Origin of the sequence: Stenotrophomonas maltophilia (assembly GCF_013464485.1) — a bacterium.
GTDB lineage: Bacteria > Pseudomonadota > Gammaproteobacteria > Xanthomonadales > Xanthomonadaceae > Stenotrophomonas > Stenotrophomonas maltophilia_AW.
In genome coordinates this window covers 26,204-40,695 of the sequence record NZ_RAUX01000034.1, presented here as the reverse complement: position 1 = coordinate 40,695, position 14,492 = coordinate 26,204, and the positions used below count along the sequence as shown (strand labels likewise).

The following is a 14,492-nucleotide window of genomic DNA, read 5'->3' as shown; positions in this document are numbered from 1 at the left end:
CACGCATGCGTGGATCTACCTGCTGATGCGGTCCAGCCAGCAGGCCAGGCCCTGTGCGTTGAGCTCGATGTCCATCGCCAGAACGGCGGTCACCGCCGCATCGTCCAGCGCACAGCCATGCAGCTGTGCACGTTCCAGATACAGCGCCTGCAACGCGGCCAGCAGGCAGCGGTGGCGGTCCGGCCGGCCATCGCACTGGCGGCCGATGGCGGCCATCGCATCGATCTGCTCGAACAGGTCGTCGGCCAGTTTCTCCACCTGTTCCACACGACCGTAGTGGGTCAGGTACATCGCCTGCGGGCTGTAGCCCAGCATGCGCTGGATCGACGCCTTCATCGCCTCGGGGTCGAACTGCACCGGGGACGAGGTAGGGAAGATGAAAGCGCCCTGCGCGCTGTCCAGCTCGCGGTAGGAGATGCCGAAGGTATCGCCGGTGAACCAGCTGCGGCTGCGCCCGTCCCACACGCAGTAGTGGTGCAGCGCGTGGCCCGGGGTGTGCAGCAGCACCAGCTCACGACCAGCCAGGTCGATGCGGTGCCCGTCTTCGGCCACCACCACACGGTGTTCGGGGATGGCTTCGATACGACCATAGCTGCGCGCGATCTCTTCGGCGCCGTACACCGCGGTGGCACCTGCAATCAGCCGGGTCGGGTCGATCATGTGCGGTGCACCGCGCGGGTGCAGCACCGCCTTCGCGTTCGGCAGCTGCTGCATCAGCAGACCGGCGCCGCCAGCATGGTCCAGGTGCACGTGGGTCAGCAGCAGCCAATCCACCGCTTCCACGCCCAGGCCAGCGTCCACCAGCGCCTGCAGCATCGCCGGCACGGACAGGCCGGTGCCGCAGTCGACGAAGGCGGCGCGGCCGTTTTCAACAATCAGGTAGGCCGCGTCGAAGTCCGGGCGCTGGAAGCCGGTATCGATGGTATGGATGCTGGGGTCGGCGGTCATCGGCACGCACCTGGCAGGATCGGGAACAGACGCCCATGGTAGGCGCGCGGGCGGCCCCGGTTCGATGCGGCTTTGGTCGGAGGGCGCTCTTCTGTAGAGCCGAGCCCACGCTCGGCTGCCATTCTGTCAGGCATCAGCCGAGCATAGGCTCGGCTCTACAGAGGCACGCGAAGTCGAGCATGGCTCGACTCTACAAAGGCGGGGCTACCGGTCCAGCCATCGCGGCCGCAGCAGCACCGCCAGCACCAGCACCGCCAGGAATGCGCCGTAGGCGTACAGCACCGCCAGCACCTGCGGCCAGATAGGGCCGGCGCCGGGCTGTGCCATGCCCAGGCGATACCCCCACAGCATCGATACGATGCTCAGGGCGAAGGCCAGCAGCAGGGTGGCGCCATCGAACAGTCGCCGCCGCGCAGTACGCGGCTGGCGCGGGAACAGCCAGTACAGGCTGCCCAACAGCAGGAACCAGGGCAGGAACAGCAGCAGCGACAACCAGGCCATCGCAGACTCCATGTCATCGCGCCGGGGGCGCGCGGACATCATGCCATGGCTGCTGTGCTCCCCTGTAGAGCCGAGCCCATGCTCGGCTCGACTCTACAAAAGCAAAGCCGAGCGTGGGCTCGGCTCTACATCCATCACTCGGCGCGCAGCGCAGCCAGGGCCGCCAGCACCGCGTCCACCTCGGCTTCCAGCTTGAACAGTTCACTCTGCAGCTGGTCGCCCTGCTCGGCCTGCTTGATCACCGCGATCAGCTGGCCGGCATCGCGCGGCGAATCGAAGCCTTCGCTCTGGATCAACAGCGTGCCGTCGCCGGCGTTCAGCTTGAAGTAGAAACGGCCGTCCTTCTCGCGGTACTGCTTGAACAGCGGCGGTGCCACGCGGGCCACGCCGGCGTCCTCGCTGGCGATGTCGCCGGCAGTGGACAGGTCGCGCAGGCCCACGGCATGGCGCAGTTCATCCAGCAACGGGGCCGCCAGCTGCTCGCGCAGCTGCTGGCCACGGCGCTTGAGCAGCGCTTCGATCTTTTCCGGCTCGGCCATCAGCGCGTTGTAGCGCTCGCGCAGCGGCGACAGCTCGCTGTCGATGCGCTCGAACAACTGCTGCTTGGCATCGCCCCAGCTGATACCGGCGGCGAAGGCCTTGGCGAATTCCGCGGTCTGTTCCGGAGTGGCGAAGGCCTGGTACATCTGGAACAGCGCAGAGCCCTCGGTGTCCTTCGGCTCGCCCGGCACACGCGAGTCGGTCAGGATCGAGAAGACCAGCTTCTTCAGCTCCTCGCGCGGCACGAACAGCGGAATGGTGTTGTGGTAGCTCTTGCTCATCTTGCGGCCATCCAGGCCCGCCAGCGTCGCCACTTGCTCATCGATCACCACGTCCGGCAGCGGGAAATACTCCTTGCCGTACACGTGGTTGAAGCGCTGGGCGAAGTCGCGCGCCATCTCGATGTGCTGGATCTGGTCGCGGCCGACCGGTACCTGGTTGGCCTTGAAGATCAGGATGTCGGCGGCCATCAGCACCGGGTACATGAACAGGCCGGCGCTGACGCCTGCATCCTCGTCCACGCCTTCCTCGCGGTTCTTGTCCACCGCCGCCTTGTAGGCGTGCGCGCGGTTGAGGATGCCCTTGCTGGCGATGGCAGTCAGGAACCACATCAGCTCGGTGGTCTCGCGGATGTCGCTCTGGCGGTAGAACCACACGTGTTCCGGGTCCAGGCCGCAGGCCAGCCAGCTGGCCGCGATCTCCAGGGTCGCGCGCTGGGTGCGCTGCGGGTCCTGCGATTTGATCAGGCTGTGCAGGTCGGCCAGGAAGAAGAAGCTCTCGATCCCCGGCGCGCGGCTGGCCGCGATGGCCGGACGGATGGCGCCAACGTAGTTGCCCAGGTGGGGCGTGCCGGAGGGGGTGATGCCGGTAAGGACTCGGGTCGTCATGACTGCGTGGGGTAACCTTCGATGAACGGGGCCAGTTTACCTTGCACTCCACCAACCCCGTCAGGGCCCGCGGCGCGTTCATTCACGCAACCCCGCTGGAGACGCCCGATGAAACGCCTGCTGCCCCTGCTGCTGATCCTGCCCTTGGCCGGCTTCCGCCCGGCTCCCATGCCGCCGCCGGTCTACGAGGGCGGCCCGGTGCGCATCTCCCTGGTCGACCGCGACCGCGGCACCGAACTGCGCAGCTACCCCGCCGAAGGCCAGCGCTGGGTGGCCGGCGAGCGCGGCCACCGCTACGCCGTGCGCCTGTACAACGACAGCCCGCGTCGGGTGCTGGTGGTGCTGTCGGTGGACGGCGTCAACGCCATCTCCGGCGAGGACGCTGATCCCTCGCAGACCGGCTACGTGCTCAACCCTGGCCAACGCGCCGACATCACCGGCTGGCGCAAGAGCCAGGACGAGGTGGCGCAGTTCGTGTTCAGCAGCCCCAGCGGCAGCTATGCCAGCCGCACCGGCCGCCCGGACAACATCGGTGTTGTCGGCGTTGCGGTGTTCGAGGAAGCGCGTCGCTGGCGCCCGGACCCGATCCTGCGCCGGAGTCGGCCGCTGCCGGCACCGGCCGCGCAGGCCGAAGCCGCCGCCGACGCCAGCGCCAGCCGCATCGAAGGCTACGCCAGCAAGTCGCAGGCCCCGGCGCTGGGCACCGGTCATGGCGCACGCGAACAGTCGTCGGTGCGTGATACCGACTTCGAGCGCGCCAGCCGCAGTCCGGCCCAGGTGCTGCAGCTGCGCTACGACAGCGCCCGCAATCTGCGTGCGCGCGGCATTCTGGTGGATTCGCCCTCGCGCCTGCCGCGCGAACCGCAGGCCTTCCCCAACCGCTACGTGCCGGACCCGCCGGCGCGCTGACTGCAGACAGCACAACGCCCGCAACCTCGCGGTGCGGGCGTCGTGCTGTGGGGGAAACCGTGGTGCTTACCTGTAGTCCGGGTAGTCTTTGCTCACCGCATCCTGGAACTCACGCACTTCCTTCTCGGCGCGGTCCTTGGCCCAGCCATAGCGTTCCTGCAGGCGACCGGCCAGATACTCGGCATTGCCCTCGGCCACATCGAAATCGTCGTTGGTCAGATCGCCCCACTTCGCCTGGGCCTTGCCCTTCAGCTGCGACCACTTGCCGGAAATGATGTCTTTGTTCATTGCTGGGAATCCTTGGCTGCAACGGCGTTCTTACCGTGGCTCCAGCTTCGCGCAGCGGCCGTTGAGGGCCGGTCAACCGGCAATGAAATGGATGCTCACCTGCTTGAATGGTTCACTACGCTTCGACACGTGCGCTGCAGAAAACGCGCAACAGAAAAGGCCGGGGAAGTCCCCGGCCTTCTTCTTTCCGTTCCACTTCAGGCTCAACGGCCCTTGGCGGCATCCTCAACCTTTTCGCCAGCCTTCTGCACGTCCTTGCCGGCACCGGCAACGGTGTTGCAACCGGCCAGCAGGGCCACCGAGAACATCGACAACAGCATCAGGGCAACTACGCGCTTCATGGGCTTCTCCTTGGGTTCGCCGCTATACCGCTTCATTCGCGGATGGGGTTCGGTCGCTCGGCGGAAGAAGCCAATGCCACTGCCGCCGCGTGAAGTGCAATCTGGCGGCAGGGGCGTGGAGCGGGTGTGAACGAAACAGCGTTCCGTTCAGGCGCAGAGCTCAGTCGCGCATCAGGGTGGACTTGCCAAACAGACTTTCGACCAGGTCCACGGCCAGCTCGGCGGTGGCGTTCTGCTTGTCCAGCAAGGGGTTGAGCTCAACGATATCCAGCGAGCCCATGCGCCCGGTGTCGGCGATCATCTCCATCACCAGCTGCGCCTCACGGTAGTTCACGCCGCCCGGCACCGTGGTGCCCACGCCCGGCGCGATGCTCGGGTCGAGGAAGTCCACATCGAAGCTGACATGCAGATGGGTGTTCTCGTCGATGCCGGCCAGCGCCGCTTCCACCGCGCGCTTCATGCCGTTCTCGTCGATGTAGCGCATGTCATAGACATCCACCTTGTGGGTCTTGATCAGGCGCTTCTCTTCCGGGTCCACCGAGCGGATGCCGATCTGGTGCATCTGCGCCGGGGTGATCGCCGGTGCGCTACCACCGAGCTGGGTCAGCGCATCCGGGCCCAGGCCGCACAGGCAGGCCACCGGCATGCCGTGGATGTTGCCCGACGGGGTCACGTCGCTGGTGTTGAAGTCCGAATGCGCATCCAGCCACAGCACGCGCAGGGTCTTGCCCTGCTCGCGGCACCAGCGCGCCACCGCAGTGATCGAACCAATGCCCAGGCAGTGGTCGCCGCCGAGCATGATCGGCATGCGTCCAGCCTGCAGTTCGGCGTAGCTGGCTTCCATCAGCGCATGGTTCCACGCCACCACTTCGTCCAGGTGGCGGTAGCCTTCCACCGGCGCGGTCCACGGGTTGCGCGGGCCATCCAGGTTGCCGAGGTCGCGCACGTCCACGCCTCGCGCTTCCAGCGCCTCCGGCAGCCCCGCCACGCGCAGCGCTTCCGGTCCCAGCCGGGCACCGCGATGGCCCGCACCCACATCGGTGGGAACGCCAATCAGGGATACGGAGATGGGATGGGCCATGGGTGCCTCCTGCGGGGGAAAAAGAAGCACAGTCTAGCCAGAGCTGTGTGACACCACTCGCGGCGGTGCAGCAGTGAATTGGCATGGCATGATGCCGCGCGGACCCGCCCCCGCTTCATGGAAGATTGCAATGTCGCCCTTCATCAACACCGCCTGGCCCCGCTTTTTCATGGCGGCGCTGCCCATCGCCGTTTTTGCGGTTCTGTTGAGCAACTCCATCGATGCATCGCCGAACGGCTGGCTGATGCAGGCGACGCTGCTGCTGACGCCCTTCTCGTTTCTGCTGTTCCTCGGGTTGGGTTGGCAGCGCCTGCGCAAGGCGCACGCTGAATACCCGATCCTGAAAAGCGAACTGCACCGCATGCTGGCGGCGTTGATCGGCAACGTGAAGGTGGCCGCGCTGTGGTTCGGCCTGACCGTCGTCGGCATGTTCGCCCTGATGCTGGCGTGGGTGCTGCTGCGGAAGAGCGGCGGCTGACAGCGTGGCCCCGAACCCGCGGATTCAACTGCCGCGTCGGCGAACCGGCGTCACGCTCTGCACCTGGCCGTTGTTGCGCATCATGCACAGGAAGCGGCCATCGGGGTAATCGATGATCAGTTCCTGGTAGTCACTGCCTACCGGCATCTGGGTCACCAGCGCACCCTGCGCGCCCTTGCGCATGTTGCAGGCGCCCAATGCGGTATCGCCTGCCGGCGCCGGGGTAGTCACCGAGGACACATTGCGGAACACCGCGCGGCACCCGCCATTGACCCACACCGAATGCCGCGCCAAGCCCCAATTCCTGCCTTCCTCGCAGCGGGTGCGGCTGAGCTGACGCACGATTTCCACGTTGCCGCGGGTGTTCAGATCGCATGACACCTGCTGCTGGCCGGTGGATTCACAGGTGACCTCGCGCGGCAGCGCGGCATCCCCGGCGGCAGCGTCGCGAGGGCCTGCGCTGTCTGCGGCGGACGCGGGCGTGCCTGTGCTGCTGACCTGGCAGATGCCATTGGCACCGCCTCGGCCGGTGTAGCTGACCTGCGGCGTGCCGTCATCGTTGCTGCTGATTGACAGGGTGATGCCGCTGTTGGCGTCGCGGGCTTCGAAATAGCGGTCGTTGAAGCGCTTCAACGCCGTCTCGCGGCCCTGCACGTAGACCGGCCCGCCCTCATCGGCGTGTACATCGATGCCGCCCGGGCAACTGGCGTTGAAGAACGGCACGGCCGCCATGGCCGGGGCTGCGAAGGCGGTGGACAACAGTGCGGCGGTGAGCGGCAGAGCGTGGCGGCGCATATGCAGTTCCCAAAGGGTGTGTGCCCGCAGTATGCGGCCGGGTGCCCGGCGCGGGGCGTGAGGAGAATGATGCGCCGCGCGGCGGGTTTTGGCGTTCGCATTTGGTATGGTGGTTATGGCGCCTTGCCCGCGCTGTTAAGCCAGCTTTACTTCGCGGGCGTTTCAAGGCCTCGAAACAGTGCTGATTCCGGTCAAACTCCAGCGAATGACTGCGCTGCGCGATATGTCGTTTTCGGCATTGCAGCGGCTGAAACAAGCCAATCGCGATAATTCATTTTTCCTTTCATATCACCCGATGCCATCGAAACAAACGACTGGCAGGCGGGTATTTCGCGTGCGCATGATGAATCGCCCCCTGCAAAGGTGGCCGGGACTTCCAAGCCCGTGTTGTCAACGATGTGTACGCTTGCCAGCCGGCGCCGTCCTCCCAAGAGCGGCGTCGGCTGGCAATCCGTTAGCCGATCGACGGCGGGCGGTGCGTGGGGGCCTCGTGCCCGCCGATTCGTTGACCCGGTCTTGGAAGCCACGCATCGTCCGCCACCCTTCTCGGGTGGCACCTCTGTTCCCGCCGAGGATGCCCGCATGTCCAAGACCCTCTATCCGTACCTGACCGCCACGCTGGGCGACGACGCCCTGCATCTGCCGCTCGAACTGGCGCAGCCCCTGGAAGCCGCCTTCGCCGCCGCGAACGACGCACCCACGCCTATCAATCTTCCCGTGTGCCTGCGGCAGATCCAGGCTGGCGATGCCGCCGACGGACAGCCGTGGCAGGGGCCGGCCAGCACGCCCGGCCAAGCGGTGGACGCCGCGCGCAGGGACCGCGCCGCCGCCGGTCTGGTATCGGTGCTGGAGCTGTACCACGCCGCCGAGCGCGTTCGCGTGGATGGAGAAGAGAAAGACGATATCGGCGATGGCACGCGCGAAGGGTTGATGCTGGCCTGCCGGGGGCTGGCAGAGTATGTGGCGTTGCAGGTTCGGGGGTAAGACTGCGTAGCTTGCAGTTCCAACGGCGAACCTCGAACGACCTGCCACACTTCATGTTTCCGGTGCCTGATGCGGTTGGCCGCAAGGAAGCGCAACTTTCCTCATTGAGCCCGACTGCCAAGGTCGGCTCCAATCACTTGAAGCTCGTTGCCCGCTTATCGAATCAATGCAACAACCCCAGTCATCAATGATGATGAAGGACCGGTTGCCGAGATGCTCCGTCCGCCATATCATGGCCTCACTACTCCTCCCTTGCTGCGTCATTAGGTTGACTCAACGGCTTGGGACGAAAAAACCGCCGAAAGGCGGTTTTTTCACATTTGCAGGAAGCAAATGATGTCTATTGCGACCGCTGTTTACGTCGATGGCTACAACCTCTACTACGGTCGTATCCGAAACACATCATTCAAGTGGGTCGATCTCTTGCGGCTCTTCGAGATTGTCCTCAGGGATCAGGATCCTGCCAGCGATCTTGAGCACCTGCATTACTTCACGGCCATGGCACTTGGGCGATTTTCTATCCATGGCGGGGCATCGGTAATCGCTCTCTAGAACGAGCCAGTGATTAGAGATACAGTGAGTTCGTCAAGGAGGGGCAATGGGGTGAAATGTCTGCTGGCGATTCGTAGGGGTGCTGGGCCTGTGCCTGGCCCTCATGGCTGCATCAGCTTGGGCGACCACGTCCACTCCCCAGGAAACAACGCTACGCCTCCTGCTGCTGCAGCCAGAAGGTTCTATCGATTTGGCAAGCGCCAAAGTCGCGATCGACCGAATGATTGATCCTTCCATCGACCCTGACGCTACGTTGCGCGAGGTCGATCAGTGGGCAGCGAAGGCGCGGGCCAGGTTTCCAGCCGATGCGTCGAACAAGGTCAAGATGAACCTGCTCATTTCGACACTCTACGAGCCGGGTCCTTGGAATGACCATCGACCATTCGGCTACGACTACACCGACCCGTTCGGCCAAGACGTAAAGAAGGGCTTGCTGTCGCACTACTTCTCCACCCGCAAGGGCCAGTGCGTCATCATGCCGATCGCCTTCTTGATCATCGGCCAGCGGCTCGGCTTGCCATTGACCATGACCACGGCGCCGTATCACTTGATCGTCAAATACGGCGACGAAGAACAGGGCCAATGGACGAATTTCGAGGCCACCAGTGCCTTGTTCCATCCGGATAGTGGCTACGAACAGGCCATGAGCATTCCACCCGAGGCGACGCGCAACGACACGTTCCTCCGCCCTTTCTCGCAACGGGAAACGGTGGCACTGTTCGCAACCGCTTCCCTATTGCCCCACTACCGGGAGAGGAAGCAGGCCGAACGCATGTTGGCGGCGAGCGACCTGGTCCTTGCGGTCAACCCTAAGGATGTCAACGCAATGACATTTCGTGGGGATGCTTACTACCTGCTCATCGAACAGTGGTTCAAGGCTAAGTATCCGAAGGCAGAACAGATACCTTTGGAGCTTCGCGCCGAGTATCTGGATTACAGTAAGCAAAACTTGGCCTGGTACGAAAAGGCCGAGTCCTTGGGCTGGCGTCAGTGGGGACCGGCGGAAAGGCAGCGCTACTTGCACCACTTCAACAACATGAAAGACAAAGGCCAAGGGGGATCGTGATGCGCGCAATTCTGACGGGTAGTGTGCTGTCGATAGCATTGGTGGCGACCACCGCTCATGCCTCGACCGATCCCGTGAAGGCTAGTCCGAACACGGGTGCCAGCTTCAATCGCTATTCCTACGCAGCGAACAACCCCTACAAGTTCGTTGACCCCGATGGCCGCGATATCAAGTGCGCCGGCAACACCTGCCAGCTGGTGCCGATTGGCGGCGGCTTGCCCACCGTGAACTTCCCGAGGCCAGAAGGTTTTCCCGCGATTATCAGCCCGCAGGATTCCACATTCCACCACGTGTACCGTTTCTCTGATTCGGCCGGTAGTGGTGATGCCGCTTATGGCCAGCGGTTGAACAATCAGTTAGTCAACAACCCAACCCCCATGCAGAACCAGCCCGCCACTTTGCAGGGCAACAAGATCGACGTGAACGCTAACAACGCGATCAGCAGGTTCACGGGGCAGGACAACGTGATGTCGTACCAAGTACCGCTCCAAAACGGCGGCAATGCAGTGTTGAATGTCACGACCGGCGACCATGCCGCAACCTGGGGCATCGTGCTGCGAACGACGGAGTCCGGAGCTGGCGGTGCCCAGAACATCATTACGTATGGCGAGGGTGACTCTTTCCTGCAACGCGCCTTTGACCCCAAGAACAACCAGTCCAGGGAAGTGTGGTCTCAGAGTGCGGAAGAGATCACGCGGAGGACCCAGCAGCCATGAAAGCGCTGGCTCCCATCGCTCTATTGCTATCCCTGGCGCTCTACCTCGCCCAGATCTTCCTTTACACGAAGGATCAAGAAATTCTCGTGTATGGCGTGTTCGGCGCATTGTGGTTCCTGGCCATGCACCTCAATGCGTTCAGTGCCCAAGTCAGAACCACACTTACTGGCATTGTCGTTCTTTCCGGTCTGGCCGCATGTGGCTTGGGGTTCGTTCCCCATCGCCTGCGTCTTGGTCCAGGGGCCGACATCTACGTGACCCTGTTCCCGGTGATCCACTTCTTGGCGACGTTCACTTTTCTGTCAGTCCGACGAAAGGCTGCTAACTAAAGCCGCCTCTACATTTTCGCTTGGCCATGGCTACCGACCTGAAAGCCTGCCCTCACGAGTGGTTACAACTGCTGCAACGCGAACTGCAAAGCCCCCTAACGCCGCTCTGGCTAGGGAACGAATGCCTGGAGCAGCGCGCGGCCGGGCTCCAGCCGAAGTCCAGAAAGAGCAGCGCGAAGGGGCGCTGACTACGAGGGATGGTGCCGCTTATCCGAATCGAACGGATGACCTACTGTTTACAAGACAGTTGCTCTACCAACTGAGCTAAAGCGGCATGGGTGGTGCACCGGCGGCAGCGCCGCGGTGAGGGGATTCTAGCGCAACCGCGCGCATTCCAGCGACCGGCTCTGGGCCGCGCCGCTGCGCTGCTGGGCCTGGGCCGGCTGCGTACCTGCCGCCAGCTGGCCTTCCAGCCACCACTGGCCGGCGTCGCCGCTGGCCACCAGGCGCGGCTGGAAGCCGGCGGCCTGCACCGCTGCCACGCGGCGCTCGGCACCTTCGCGGTTGCGGTACTGGCCCAGTGCCACGGCGTTGATGTCCTCGCCCTGGCTGATGATGTAGTAGTCGCTCAGGCCGGCGGCGACGATGCGCTTGACCGTGGCCTGCGCTTCTTCGCGGTTGGCGGCAGCCGGCAGCAGCACGCGGTAGCGGGCACTGCCGCTGGCGGCGGGCTGTTCGCGCAGGCGCACCTGGCTGATGGCATTGCCGGCCTTGCCCTGCGCGGCGATCGCGGCGGCGCGGTCGGCAAACGGGCCCAGTGCGACACAGCGCGGCGGCTCCGGGGCGGCTGGCGGCGTCGCGGGCTTTTCCGCAACCGCTGCGGGCGCGGGCTTGGCGGCTGCAGCAACGGCCACGGGTGCCGGTGCAGGTACGGCCTCGGCCACCTGCGGCTTGGCCAGCTCGGGCTTGGCCGGCACCGCGGGCGCGGGCGTCGCTGCCACGGCGGTCTTCTCGGCCGGTTCGCGCTCCATCAGCGGTGCGGTCGGGGCGGCAGCGGTGGCTTCAGCAGCGGCATTCGCATCAGCCCCACCGGGCACCCAGCGCAGCTCGGCCACGCCGGCCGGTTGTGGCGGCGGCGCGGGCGCTTGCGGTGGATCGCGCAGCAGCCACCAGCAGGCGACGCCAAGATTGAGGATGGCCAGTACGACGATCAGGGCACGGGTCAGCATGCGCGGATACTAGCCTGCGGGCTGGTGCACCGCCCAGCGGGCGAGACCATCCAGCACCAGCGACGGGTGGTAGTCGGCGCCGGGCAGCAGCGGCATCAGCGCTGGTGCGCCACCGCCATGCACCAGCAGCGACGGAGCCACGCCCAGCAGCGCGTTCGCCTGCTGTGCGCTGCGTTCGATCAGCGCCACGGCCGCACCATCGCAGCCGGAGGCCAGCGCGTCGGCGGTGTCGTTGGCGAATTCGCTGTAGTCACCGCCCGTGGCCGGCAGCTGCACGGCACGGGCGTGCAATGCTTCGCGCATGGTGGTGGGCGATGCGGAAATGCGGCCACCGTGGTGTTGGCCGTCGGCGTCGAGCAGATCGATCGTCAACGCAGTGCCCACGCCGACAACCAGCACCGGACGCTGCGCCTTGGCCGCAGCCAGCAGCGCCAGGAAGCGATCAACACCGAACTTTTCGGGCTTGGCATAGGCAATGCGCACGCCGGCACATTCGGCGTTGGTGCGCACCACATGCACATGCTCGAAGCGGCGCTGCAGCTGGTCCAGCATGGCGCTGGTCAGCGACGGTGCGGCCACGCTGGCGACGAACGCGGTGCTGCCACTGGGCAGGCTGTGCGGCGGCTGCCCGGCCATGCCTTCGGCGCCATGCGCCCAGGCCTGCACGTCGCCGGCACGGTCACCCTGCAACGGCGCGAATTTGAAGCGCGAGTTGCCGAGATCGAACAACCAATCGCTCATGCTGCCCTCACGCTGACTTCGCCGGCATGCAGCAGGCGCTCCTGGCCATCGATGCGCACACGCAGTGCGCCGTCGGCGGCCAGGCCGAGTGCGGTGCCGTGCTGCCACTGCCCCTCCAGCTCCACCCGCACTTCGCGGCCGGCCAGCATGTCGAACGCGGCGTAGCGCGGCAGGAACGGCGCCAGGCCTTCGCGGTCGAATTCTTCCAGTGCCGGCAGCAGGCGCGCGAGTACGGCGGCGACCACGACGTTGCGGTCCACCGGCTTGCCGGCCAGCGTGTCCAGATCCACCCATGGCTGGGTGATCTGCTCGGCGAACGACGGTGGCATGTGCGTGTTGATGCCGATGCCGATCACCGCGCGCGCCGGGCCGGCGTATTCGCCACCGCCCTCGGCCAGCAGGCCGACCAGCTTGCGACGTCCATCGACAATCAGGTCATTCGGCCACTTCAGCTGCGCCTGGGTGTAGCCCAGGTCGTGCAGGGCTTCGGCCACGGCGATCCCGGCCACCAGGCTCAGCCCGGCCAGGCGGCCGAGGCCACCGGAGTACAGGCGCAGCACCGACAGGTAGACGTGCGCCGCCAGCGGCGAGGCCCAGGTGCGGCCGCGGCGGCCGCGGCCACCGGTCTGGCGTTCGGCCAGCAGGACGCTCACCCCGCGCAGGGGCGCGCTGCAACGCAGCAATTCGGCGTTGGTCGAGTCCACCGTCCAGGCCACCTGCAGGTCATGCAGCAGCGCCTGGGCGTCGGCGGGAAGGCCGGCGCGGATCGCGGCCGGATCCAGCAGATCGACCGGCCGGGTCAGGCCATAGCCCTCGCCGGCACGGCCTTCGATGTCTACACCGGCGGCTCTAAGTCCTTGAATACGCTTCCAAATGGCCGCCCGGGTCTGGCCCAGCTCACGGGCCAGGGCGTCGCCGGACAGGCGACCGGCAGCGAGTTTGGCCAGCAATTGGCGATCGTCCACGGCAGCTTCCACAAGGTCAGAACGGAATTATGCGGGAAAGCCATCAGCGACGCCCGCCACGCTGGGTTCTGCCGGGGCTTCCAACGAGGCGTCGGGTTCGGGCTAGAATCGGGAACTCACCTTCCCTTAACGTGGATGTCGTCAATGCGCCGTTATGCCCATTGCCTGATCCTGCTGATGATGCCCTTCGCGGCGTCTGCGACGGCAGCGCTGGACGACAGCCGCGGGGCATGTGTCTCCTCCAACGGTGATGCCGCCTCGCAGCGCGCGCCCACCGCCAGCGCATCGGCAGCAACCACCAAGCAGGCACCGGTGCGGCCAGCGGCCAGCACCACCACCGGCGGCGGTGGCAGCGACGACGACATGCTGCCGCGCATCCGCGCGCCGAAGTGGCACAGCTACCTGCCGGGAATGTTCCGCTGATCAAGTCGTTGCTGCAGTGGCTGCGGCCCGCGCCGCGGCCGATCGACGATGCACTGTGGGATGAGGCCTGCCGCCGCGCGGCCTGGCTGCACGGCCTGGATGACCAGCGCCGCGCACGCCTGCACGTGCTGGCCACGCGCTTCCTGCATGAAAAGACCATTACCCCAATTGGTGAGCTGCAGCTGCAGGCCAGCGATGGCGTGCTGCTGGCTGCGCTGTGCTGCCTGCCGCTGCTGGAATTCGGTGAAGTGGGGCTGGAAGGCTGGTCACAGCTGATCGTCTACCCCGATGCGTTCCGCGTGCACCGCAGCCACATGGATGCGGCTGGCGTGCTGCACGAATGGGACGATGAGTTGATTGGCGAATCGTGGGACAGCGGCCCGTTGATCCTGTCCTGGGCCGATGTGCAGGCCGACCTGGCCGCGCCGCACGAAGGCTACTGCGTGGCGGTGCACGAGATGGTGCACAAGCTGGATGCATTGGATGGTGCGATGGACGGCACGCCGCCGCTGCCGCGCGCATGGCAGCGCGAATGGGCCGGCACGTTCCAGCGCGCCTACGATGGCTTCTGCGCGCAGGTGGACGCGGGCGTGGAAACGCTGATCGACCCCTATGCAGCCGAGGCACCGGAAGAATTCTTCGCGGTGGCCAGCGAGTACCACTTCTCCGCGCCGGATCTGCTGCAGCAGGCACTGCCGGAGGTGGCCGCGCAGCTGCGGCGGTTGTATGGCGAGCCGCCGGCCATCAACGCGCGATAGTGCCGGCCGCTGGCCGGCAAC

At 65.6% G+C, this 14,492-nt stretch carries 19 protein-coding genes and 1 tRNA gene; 9 read left to right on the top strand and 11 right to left on the bottom strand.

The window, feature by feature from the left end; translation table 11 throughout:
• Positions 1 to 15 precede the first annotated feature (15 nt).
• The 3 genes from D7Y61_RS15855 to D7Y61_RS15845 all read right to left on the bottom strand — a co-directional run bounded on the left by D7Y61_RS15855 (position 16) and on the right by D7Y61_RS15845 (position 2,876).
• A complete protein-coding gene (locus D7Y61_RS15855; protein ID WP_180867643.1) occupies positions 16 to 948 on the bottom strand; it encodes an MBL fold metallo-hydrolase in 933 nt (310 codons plus the stop codon).
• Between the two features lie 204 nt (positions 949 to 1,152).
• Positions 1,153 to 1,449, bottom strand: a complete 297-nt coding sequence (locus tag D7Y61_RS15850; protein WP_180867725.1) for a hypothetical protein — start codon at positions 1,447 to 1,449, stop codon at positions 1,153 to 1,155.
• A 134-nt stretch (positions 1,450 to 1,583) separates the two neighbouring features.
• Positions 1,584 to 2,876 (bottom strand): tryptophan--tRNA ligase, encoded by a 1,293-nt coding sequence (locus D7Y61_RS15845; protein ID WP_180867642.1) that lies wholly within the window; start codon positions 2,874 to 2,876, stop codon positions 1,584 to 1,586.
• Between the two features lie 108 nt (positions 2,877 to 2,984).
• Between D7Y61_RS15845 and D7Y61_RS15840 the strand changes: the two genes are divergently transcribed.
• On the top strand, positions 2,985 to 3,785 hold the full coding sequence (locus D7Y61_RS15840; RefSeq protein WP_180867641.1) for a hypothetical protein: 801 nt from the start codon (positions 2,985 to 2,987) through the stop codon (positions 3,783 to 3,785).
• 66 nt (positions 3,786 to 3,851) lie between these two features.
• Here the strand turns inward: D7Y61_RS15840 and D7Y61_RS15835 are convergent, their stop codons facing one another.
• From D7Y61_RS15835 to rocF, 3 genes are all read right to left on the bottom strand, one after another.
• Positions 3,852 to 4,073 carry a CsbD family protein gene (locus D7Y61_RS15835; protein ID WP_180867640.1) on the bottom strand — a complete coding sequence of 74 codons (222 nt, stop codon included), beginning with the start codon at positions 4,071 to 4,073 and terminating at the stop codon, positions 3,852 to 3,854.
• 203 nt (positions 4,074 to 4,276) lie between these two features.
• Positions 4,277 to 4,414, bottom strand: coding sequence for an entericidin A/B family lipoprotein (locus D7Y61_RS15830; protein WP_005407710.1), 138 nt, complete (start codon positions 4,412 to 4,414; stop codon positions 4,277 to 4,279).
• A gap of 160 nt (positions 4,415 to 4,574) precedes the next feature.
• The gene (gene rocF / locus D7Y61_RS15825; RefSeq protein ID WP_049448235.1) at positions 4,575 to 5,495 is read right to left on the bottom strand and encodes an arginase; all 921 of its coding nucleotides are present in this window, start codon (positions 5,493 to 5,495) and stop codon (positions 4,575 to 4,577) included.
• 130 nt (positions 5,496 to 5,625) lie between these two features.
• Here rocF and D7Y61_RS15820 point away from each other — a divergent pair, with 130 nt between their 5' ends.
• Positions 5,626 to 5,973: a hypothetical protein gene (locus tag D7Y61_RS15820; RefSeq protein ID WP_049456593.1), complete on the top strand. Its 348-nt coding sequence runs from the start codon at positions 5,626 to 5,628 to the stop codon at positions 5,971 to 5,973.
• A gap of 24 nt (positions 5,974 to 5,997) precedes the next feature.
• Here D7Y61_RS15820 and D7Y61_RS15815 read toward each other — a convergent pair whose 3' ends face one another.
• The gene (locus D7Y61_RS15815; protein WP_180867639.1) at positions 5,998 to 6,768 is read right to left on the bottom strand and encodes a DUF3011 domain-containing protein; all 771 of its coding nucleotides are present in this window, start codon (positions 6,766 to 6,768) and stop codon (positions 5,998 to 6,000) included.
• 582 nt (positions 6,769 to 7,350) lie between these two features.
• On the opposite strand from D7Y61_RS15815, the gene D7Y61_RS15810 reads away from it, so the two are divergent.
• The 5 genes from D7Y61_RS15810 (at position 7,351) to D7Y61_RS15790 (ending at position 10,415) form a co-directional block, all read left to right on the top strand.
• On the top strand, positions 7,351 to 7,752 hold the full coding sequence (locus D7Y61_RS15810; protein ID WP_180867638.1) for a hypothetical protein: 402 nt from the start codon (positions 7,351 to 7,353) through the stop codon (positions 7,750 to 7,752).
• A gap of 336 nt (positions 7,753 to 8,088) precedes the next feature.
• The gene (locus D7Y61_RS15805; RefSeq protein WP_180867636.1) at positions 8,089 to 8,304 is read left to right on the top strand and encodes a hypothetical protein; all 216 of its coding nucleotides are present in this window, start codon (positions 8,089 to 8,091) and stop codon (positions 8,302 to 8,304) included.
• A gap of 103 nt (positions 8,305 to 8,407) precedes the next feature.
• A complete protein-coding gene (locus D7Y61_RS15800) occupies positions 8,408 to 9,370 on the top strand; it encodes a transglutaminase-like domain-containing protein (protein ID WP_219627976.1) in 963 nt (320 codons plus the stop codon).
• Entirely contained in the window at positions 9,370 to 10,086 is a 717-nt protein-coding gene (locus tag D7Y61_RS15795; RefSeq protein WP_180867632.1) for a hypothetical protein, read from the top strand. Before D7Y61_RS15800 ends, D7Y61_RS15795 begins: the two co-directional genes overlap by 1 nt.
• On the top strand, positions 10,083 to 10,415 hold the full coding sequence (locus D7Y61_RS15790) for a hypothetical protein (RefSeq protein ID WP_180867630.1): 333 nt from the start codon (positions 10,083 to 10,085) through the stop codon (positions 10,413 to 10,415). Before D7Y61_RS15795 ends, D7Y61_RS15790 begins: the two co-directional genes overlap by 4 nt.
• Positions 10,416 to 10,613: 198 nt before the next feature.
• Here D7Y61_RS15790 and D7Y61_RS15785 read toward each other — a convergent pair.
• The 4 genes from D7Y61_RS15785 to birA all read right to left on the bottom strand — a co-directional run bounded on the left by D7Y61_RS15785 (position 10,614) and on the right by birA (position 13,290).
• A tRNA-Thr gene (locus D7Y61_RS15785) sits at positions 10,614 to 10,689 on the bottom strand.
• A gap of 40 nt (positions 10,690 to 10,729) precedes the next feature.
• On the bottom strand, positions 10,730 to 11,584 hold the full coding sequence (locus D7Y61_RS15780; protein ID WP_180867628.1) for an SPOR domain-containing protein: 855 nt from the start codon (positions 11,582 to 11,584) through the stop codon (positions 10,730 to 10,732).
• Between the two features lie 9 nt (positions 11,585 to 11,593).
• Positions 11,594 to 12,325, bottom strand: a complete 732-nt coding sequence (locus tag D7Y61_RS15775; RefSeq protein ID WP_180867626.1) for a type III pantothenate kinase — start codon at positions 12,323 to 12,325, stop codon at positions 11,594 to 11,596.
• Positions 12,322 to 13,290: a bifunctional biotin--[acetyl-CoA-carboxylase] ligase/biotin operon repressor BirA gene (birA, locus tag D7Y61_RS15770; RefSeq protein ID WP_180867624.1), complete on the bottom strand. Its 969-nt coding sequence runs from the start codon at positions 13,288 to 13,290 to the stop codon at positions 12,322 to 12,324. Before birA ends, D7Y61_RS15775 begins: the two co-directional genes overlap by 4 nt.
• 144 nt (positions 13,291 to 13,434) lie before the next feature.
• On the opposite strand from birA, the gene D7Y61_RS15765 reads away from it, so the two are divergent.
• Both D7Y61_RS15765 and D7Y61_RS15760 read left to right on the top strand, forming a co-directional pair.
• A complete protein-coding gene (locus D7Y61_RS15765; protein ID WP_180867622.1) occupies positions 13,435 to 13,713 on the top strand; it encodes a hypothetical protein in 279 nt (92 codons plus the stop codon).
• Positions 13,680 to 14,471 carry a zinc-dependent peptidase gene (locus D7Y61_RS15760; protein WP_180867620.1) on the top strand — a complete coding sequence of 264 codons (792 nt, stop codon included), beginning with the start codon at positions 13,680 to 13,682 and terminating at the stop codon, positions 14,469 to 14,471. Before D7Y61_RS15765 ends, D7Y61_RS15760 begins: the two co-directional genes overlap by 34 nt.
• Positions 14,472 to 14,492 lie beyond the last annotated feature (21 nt).

Excerpts from the sequence above, each read along its gene's own strand:
- D7Y61_RS15855 (WP_180867643.1), bottom strand. The coding sequence starts at position 948 with ATGACCGCCGACCCCAGCATCCATACCATCGATACCGGCTTCCAGCGC.
- D7Y61_RS15850 (WP_180867725.1), bottom strand. The coding sequence starts at position 1,449 with ATGGCCTGGTTGTCGCTGCTGCTGTTCCTGCCCTGGTTCCTGCTGTTG.
- D7Y61_RS15845 (WP_180867642.1), bottom strand. The coding sequence starts at position 2,876 with ATGACGACCCGAGTCCTTACCGGCATCACCCCCTCCGGCACGCCCCAC.
- D7Y61_RS15840 (WP_180867641.1), top strand. The coding sequence starts at position 2,985 with ATGAAACGCCTGCTGCCCCTGCTGCTGATCCTGCCCTTGGCCGGCTTC.
- D7Y61_RS15835 (WP_180867640.1), bottom strand. The coding sequence starts at position 4,073 with ATGAACAAAGACATCATTTCCGGCAAGTGGTCGCAGCTGAAGGGCAAG.
- D7Y61_RS15830 (WP_005407710.1), bottom strand. The coding sequence starts at position 4,414 with ATGAAGCGCGTAGTTGCCCTGATGCTGTTGTCGATGTTCTCGGTGGCC.
- rocF (WP_049448235.1), bottom strand. The coding sequence starts at position 5,495 with ATGGCCCATCCCATCTCCGTATCCCTGATTGGCGTTCCCACCGATGTG.
- D7Y61_RS15820 (WP_049456593.1), top strand. The coding sequence starts at position 5,626 with ATGTCGCCCTTCATCAACACCGCCTGGCCCCGCTTTTTCATGGCGGCG.
- D7Y61_RS15815 (WP_180867639.1), bottom strand. The coding sequence starts at position 6,768 with ATGCGCCGCCACGCTCTGCCGCTCACCGCCGCACTGTTGTCCACCGCC.
- D7Y61_RS15810 (WP_180867638.1), top strand. The coding sequence starts at position 7,351 with ATGTCCAAGACCCTCTATCCGTACCTGACCGCCACGCTGGGCGACGAC.
- D7Y61_RS15805 (WP_180867636.1), top strand. The coding sequence starts at position 8,089 with ATGTCTATTGCGACCGCTGTTTACGTCGATGGCTACAACCTCTACTAC.
- D7Y61_RS15800 (WP_219627976.1), top strand. The coding sequence starts at position 8,408 with ATGGCTGCATCAGCTTGGGCGACCACGTCCACTCCCCAGGAAACAACG.
- D7Y61_RS15795 (WP_180867632.1), top strand. The coding sequence starts at position 9,370 with ATGCGCGCAATTCTGACGGGTAGTGTGCTGTCGATAGCATTGGTGGCG.
- D7Y61_RS15790 (WP_180867630.1), top strand. The coding sequence starts at position 10,083 with ATGAAAGCGCTGGCTCCCATCGCTCTATTGCTATCCCTGGCGCTCTAC.
- D7Y61_RS15780 (WP_180867628.1), bottom strand. The coding sequence starts at position 11,584 with ATGCTGACCCGTGCCCTGATCGTCGTACTGGCCATCCTCAATCTTGGC.
- D7Y61_RS15775 (WP_180867626.1), bottom strand. The coding sequence starts at position 12,325 with ATGAGCGATTGGTTGTTCGATCTCGGCAACTCGCGCTTCAAATTCGCG.
- D7Y61_RS15765 (WP_180867622.1), top strand. The coding sequence starts at position 13,435 with ATGCGCCGTTATGCCCATTGCCTGATCCTGCTGATGATGCCCTTCGCG.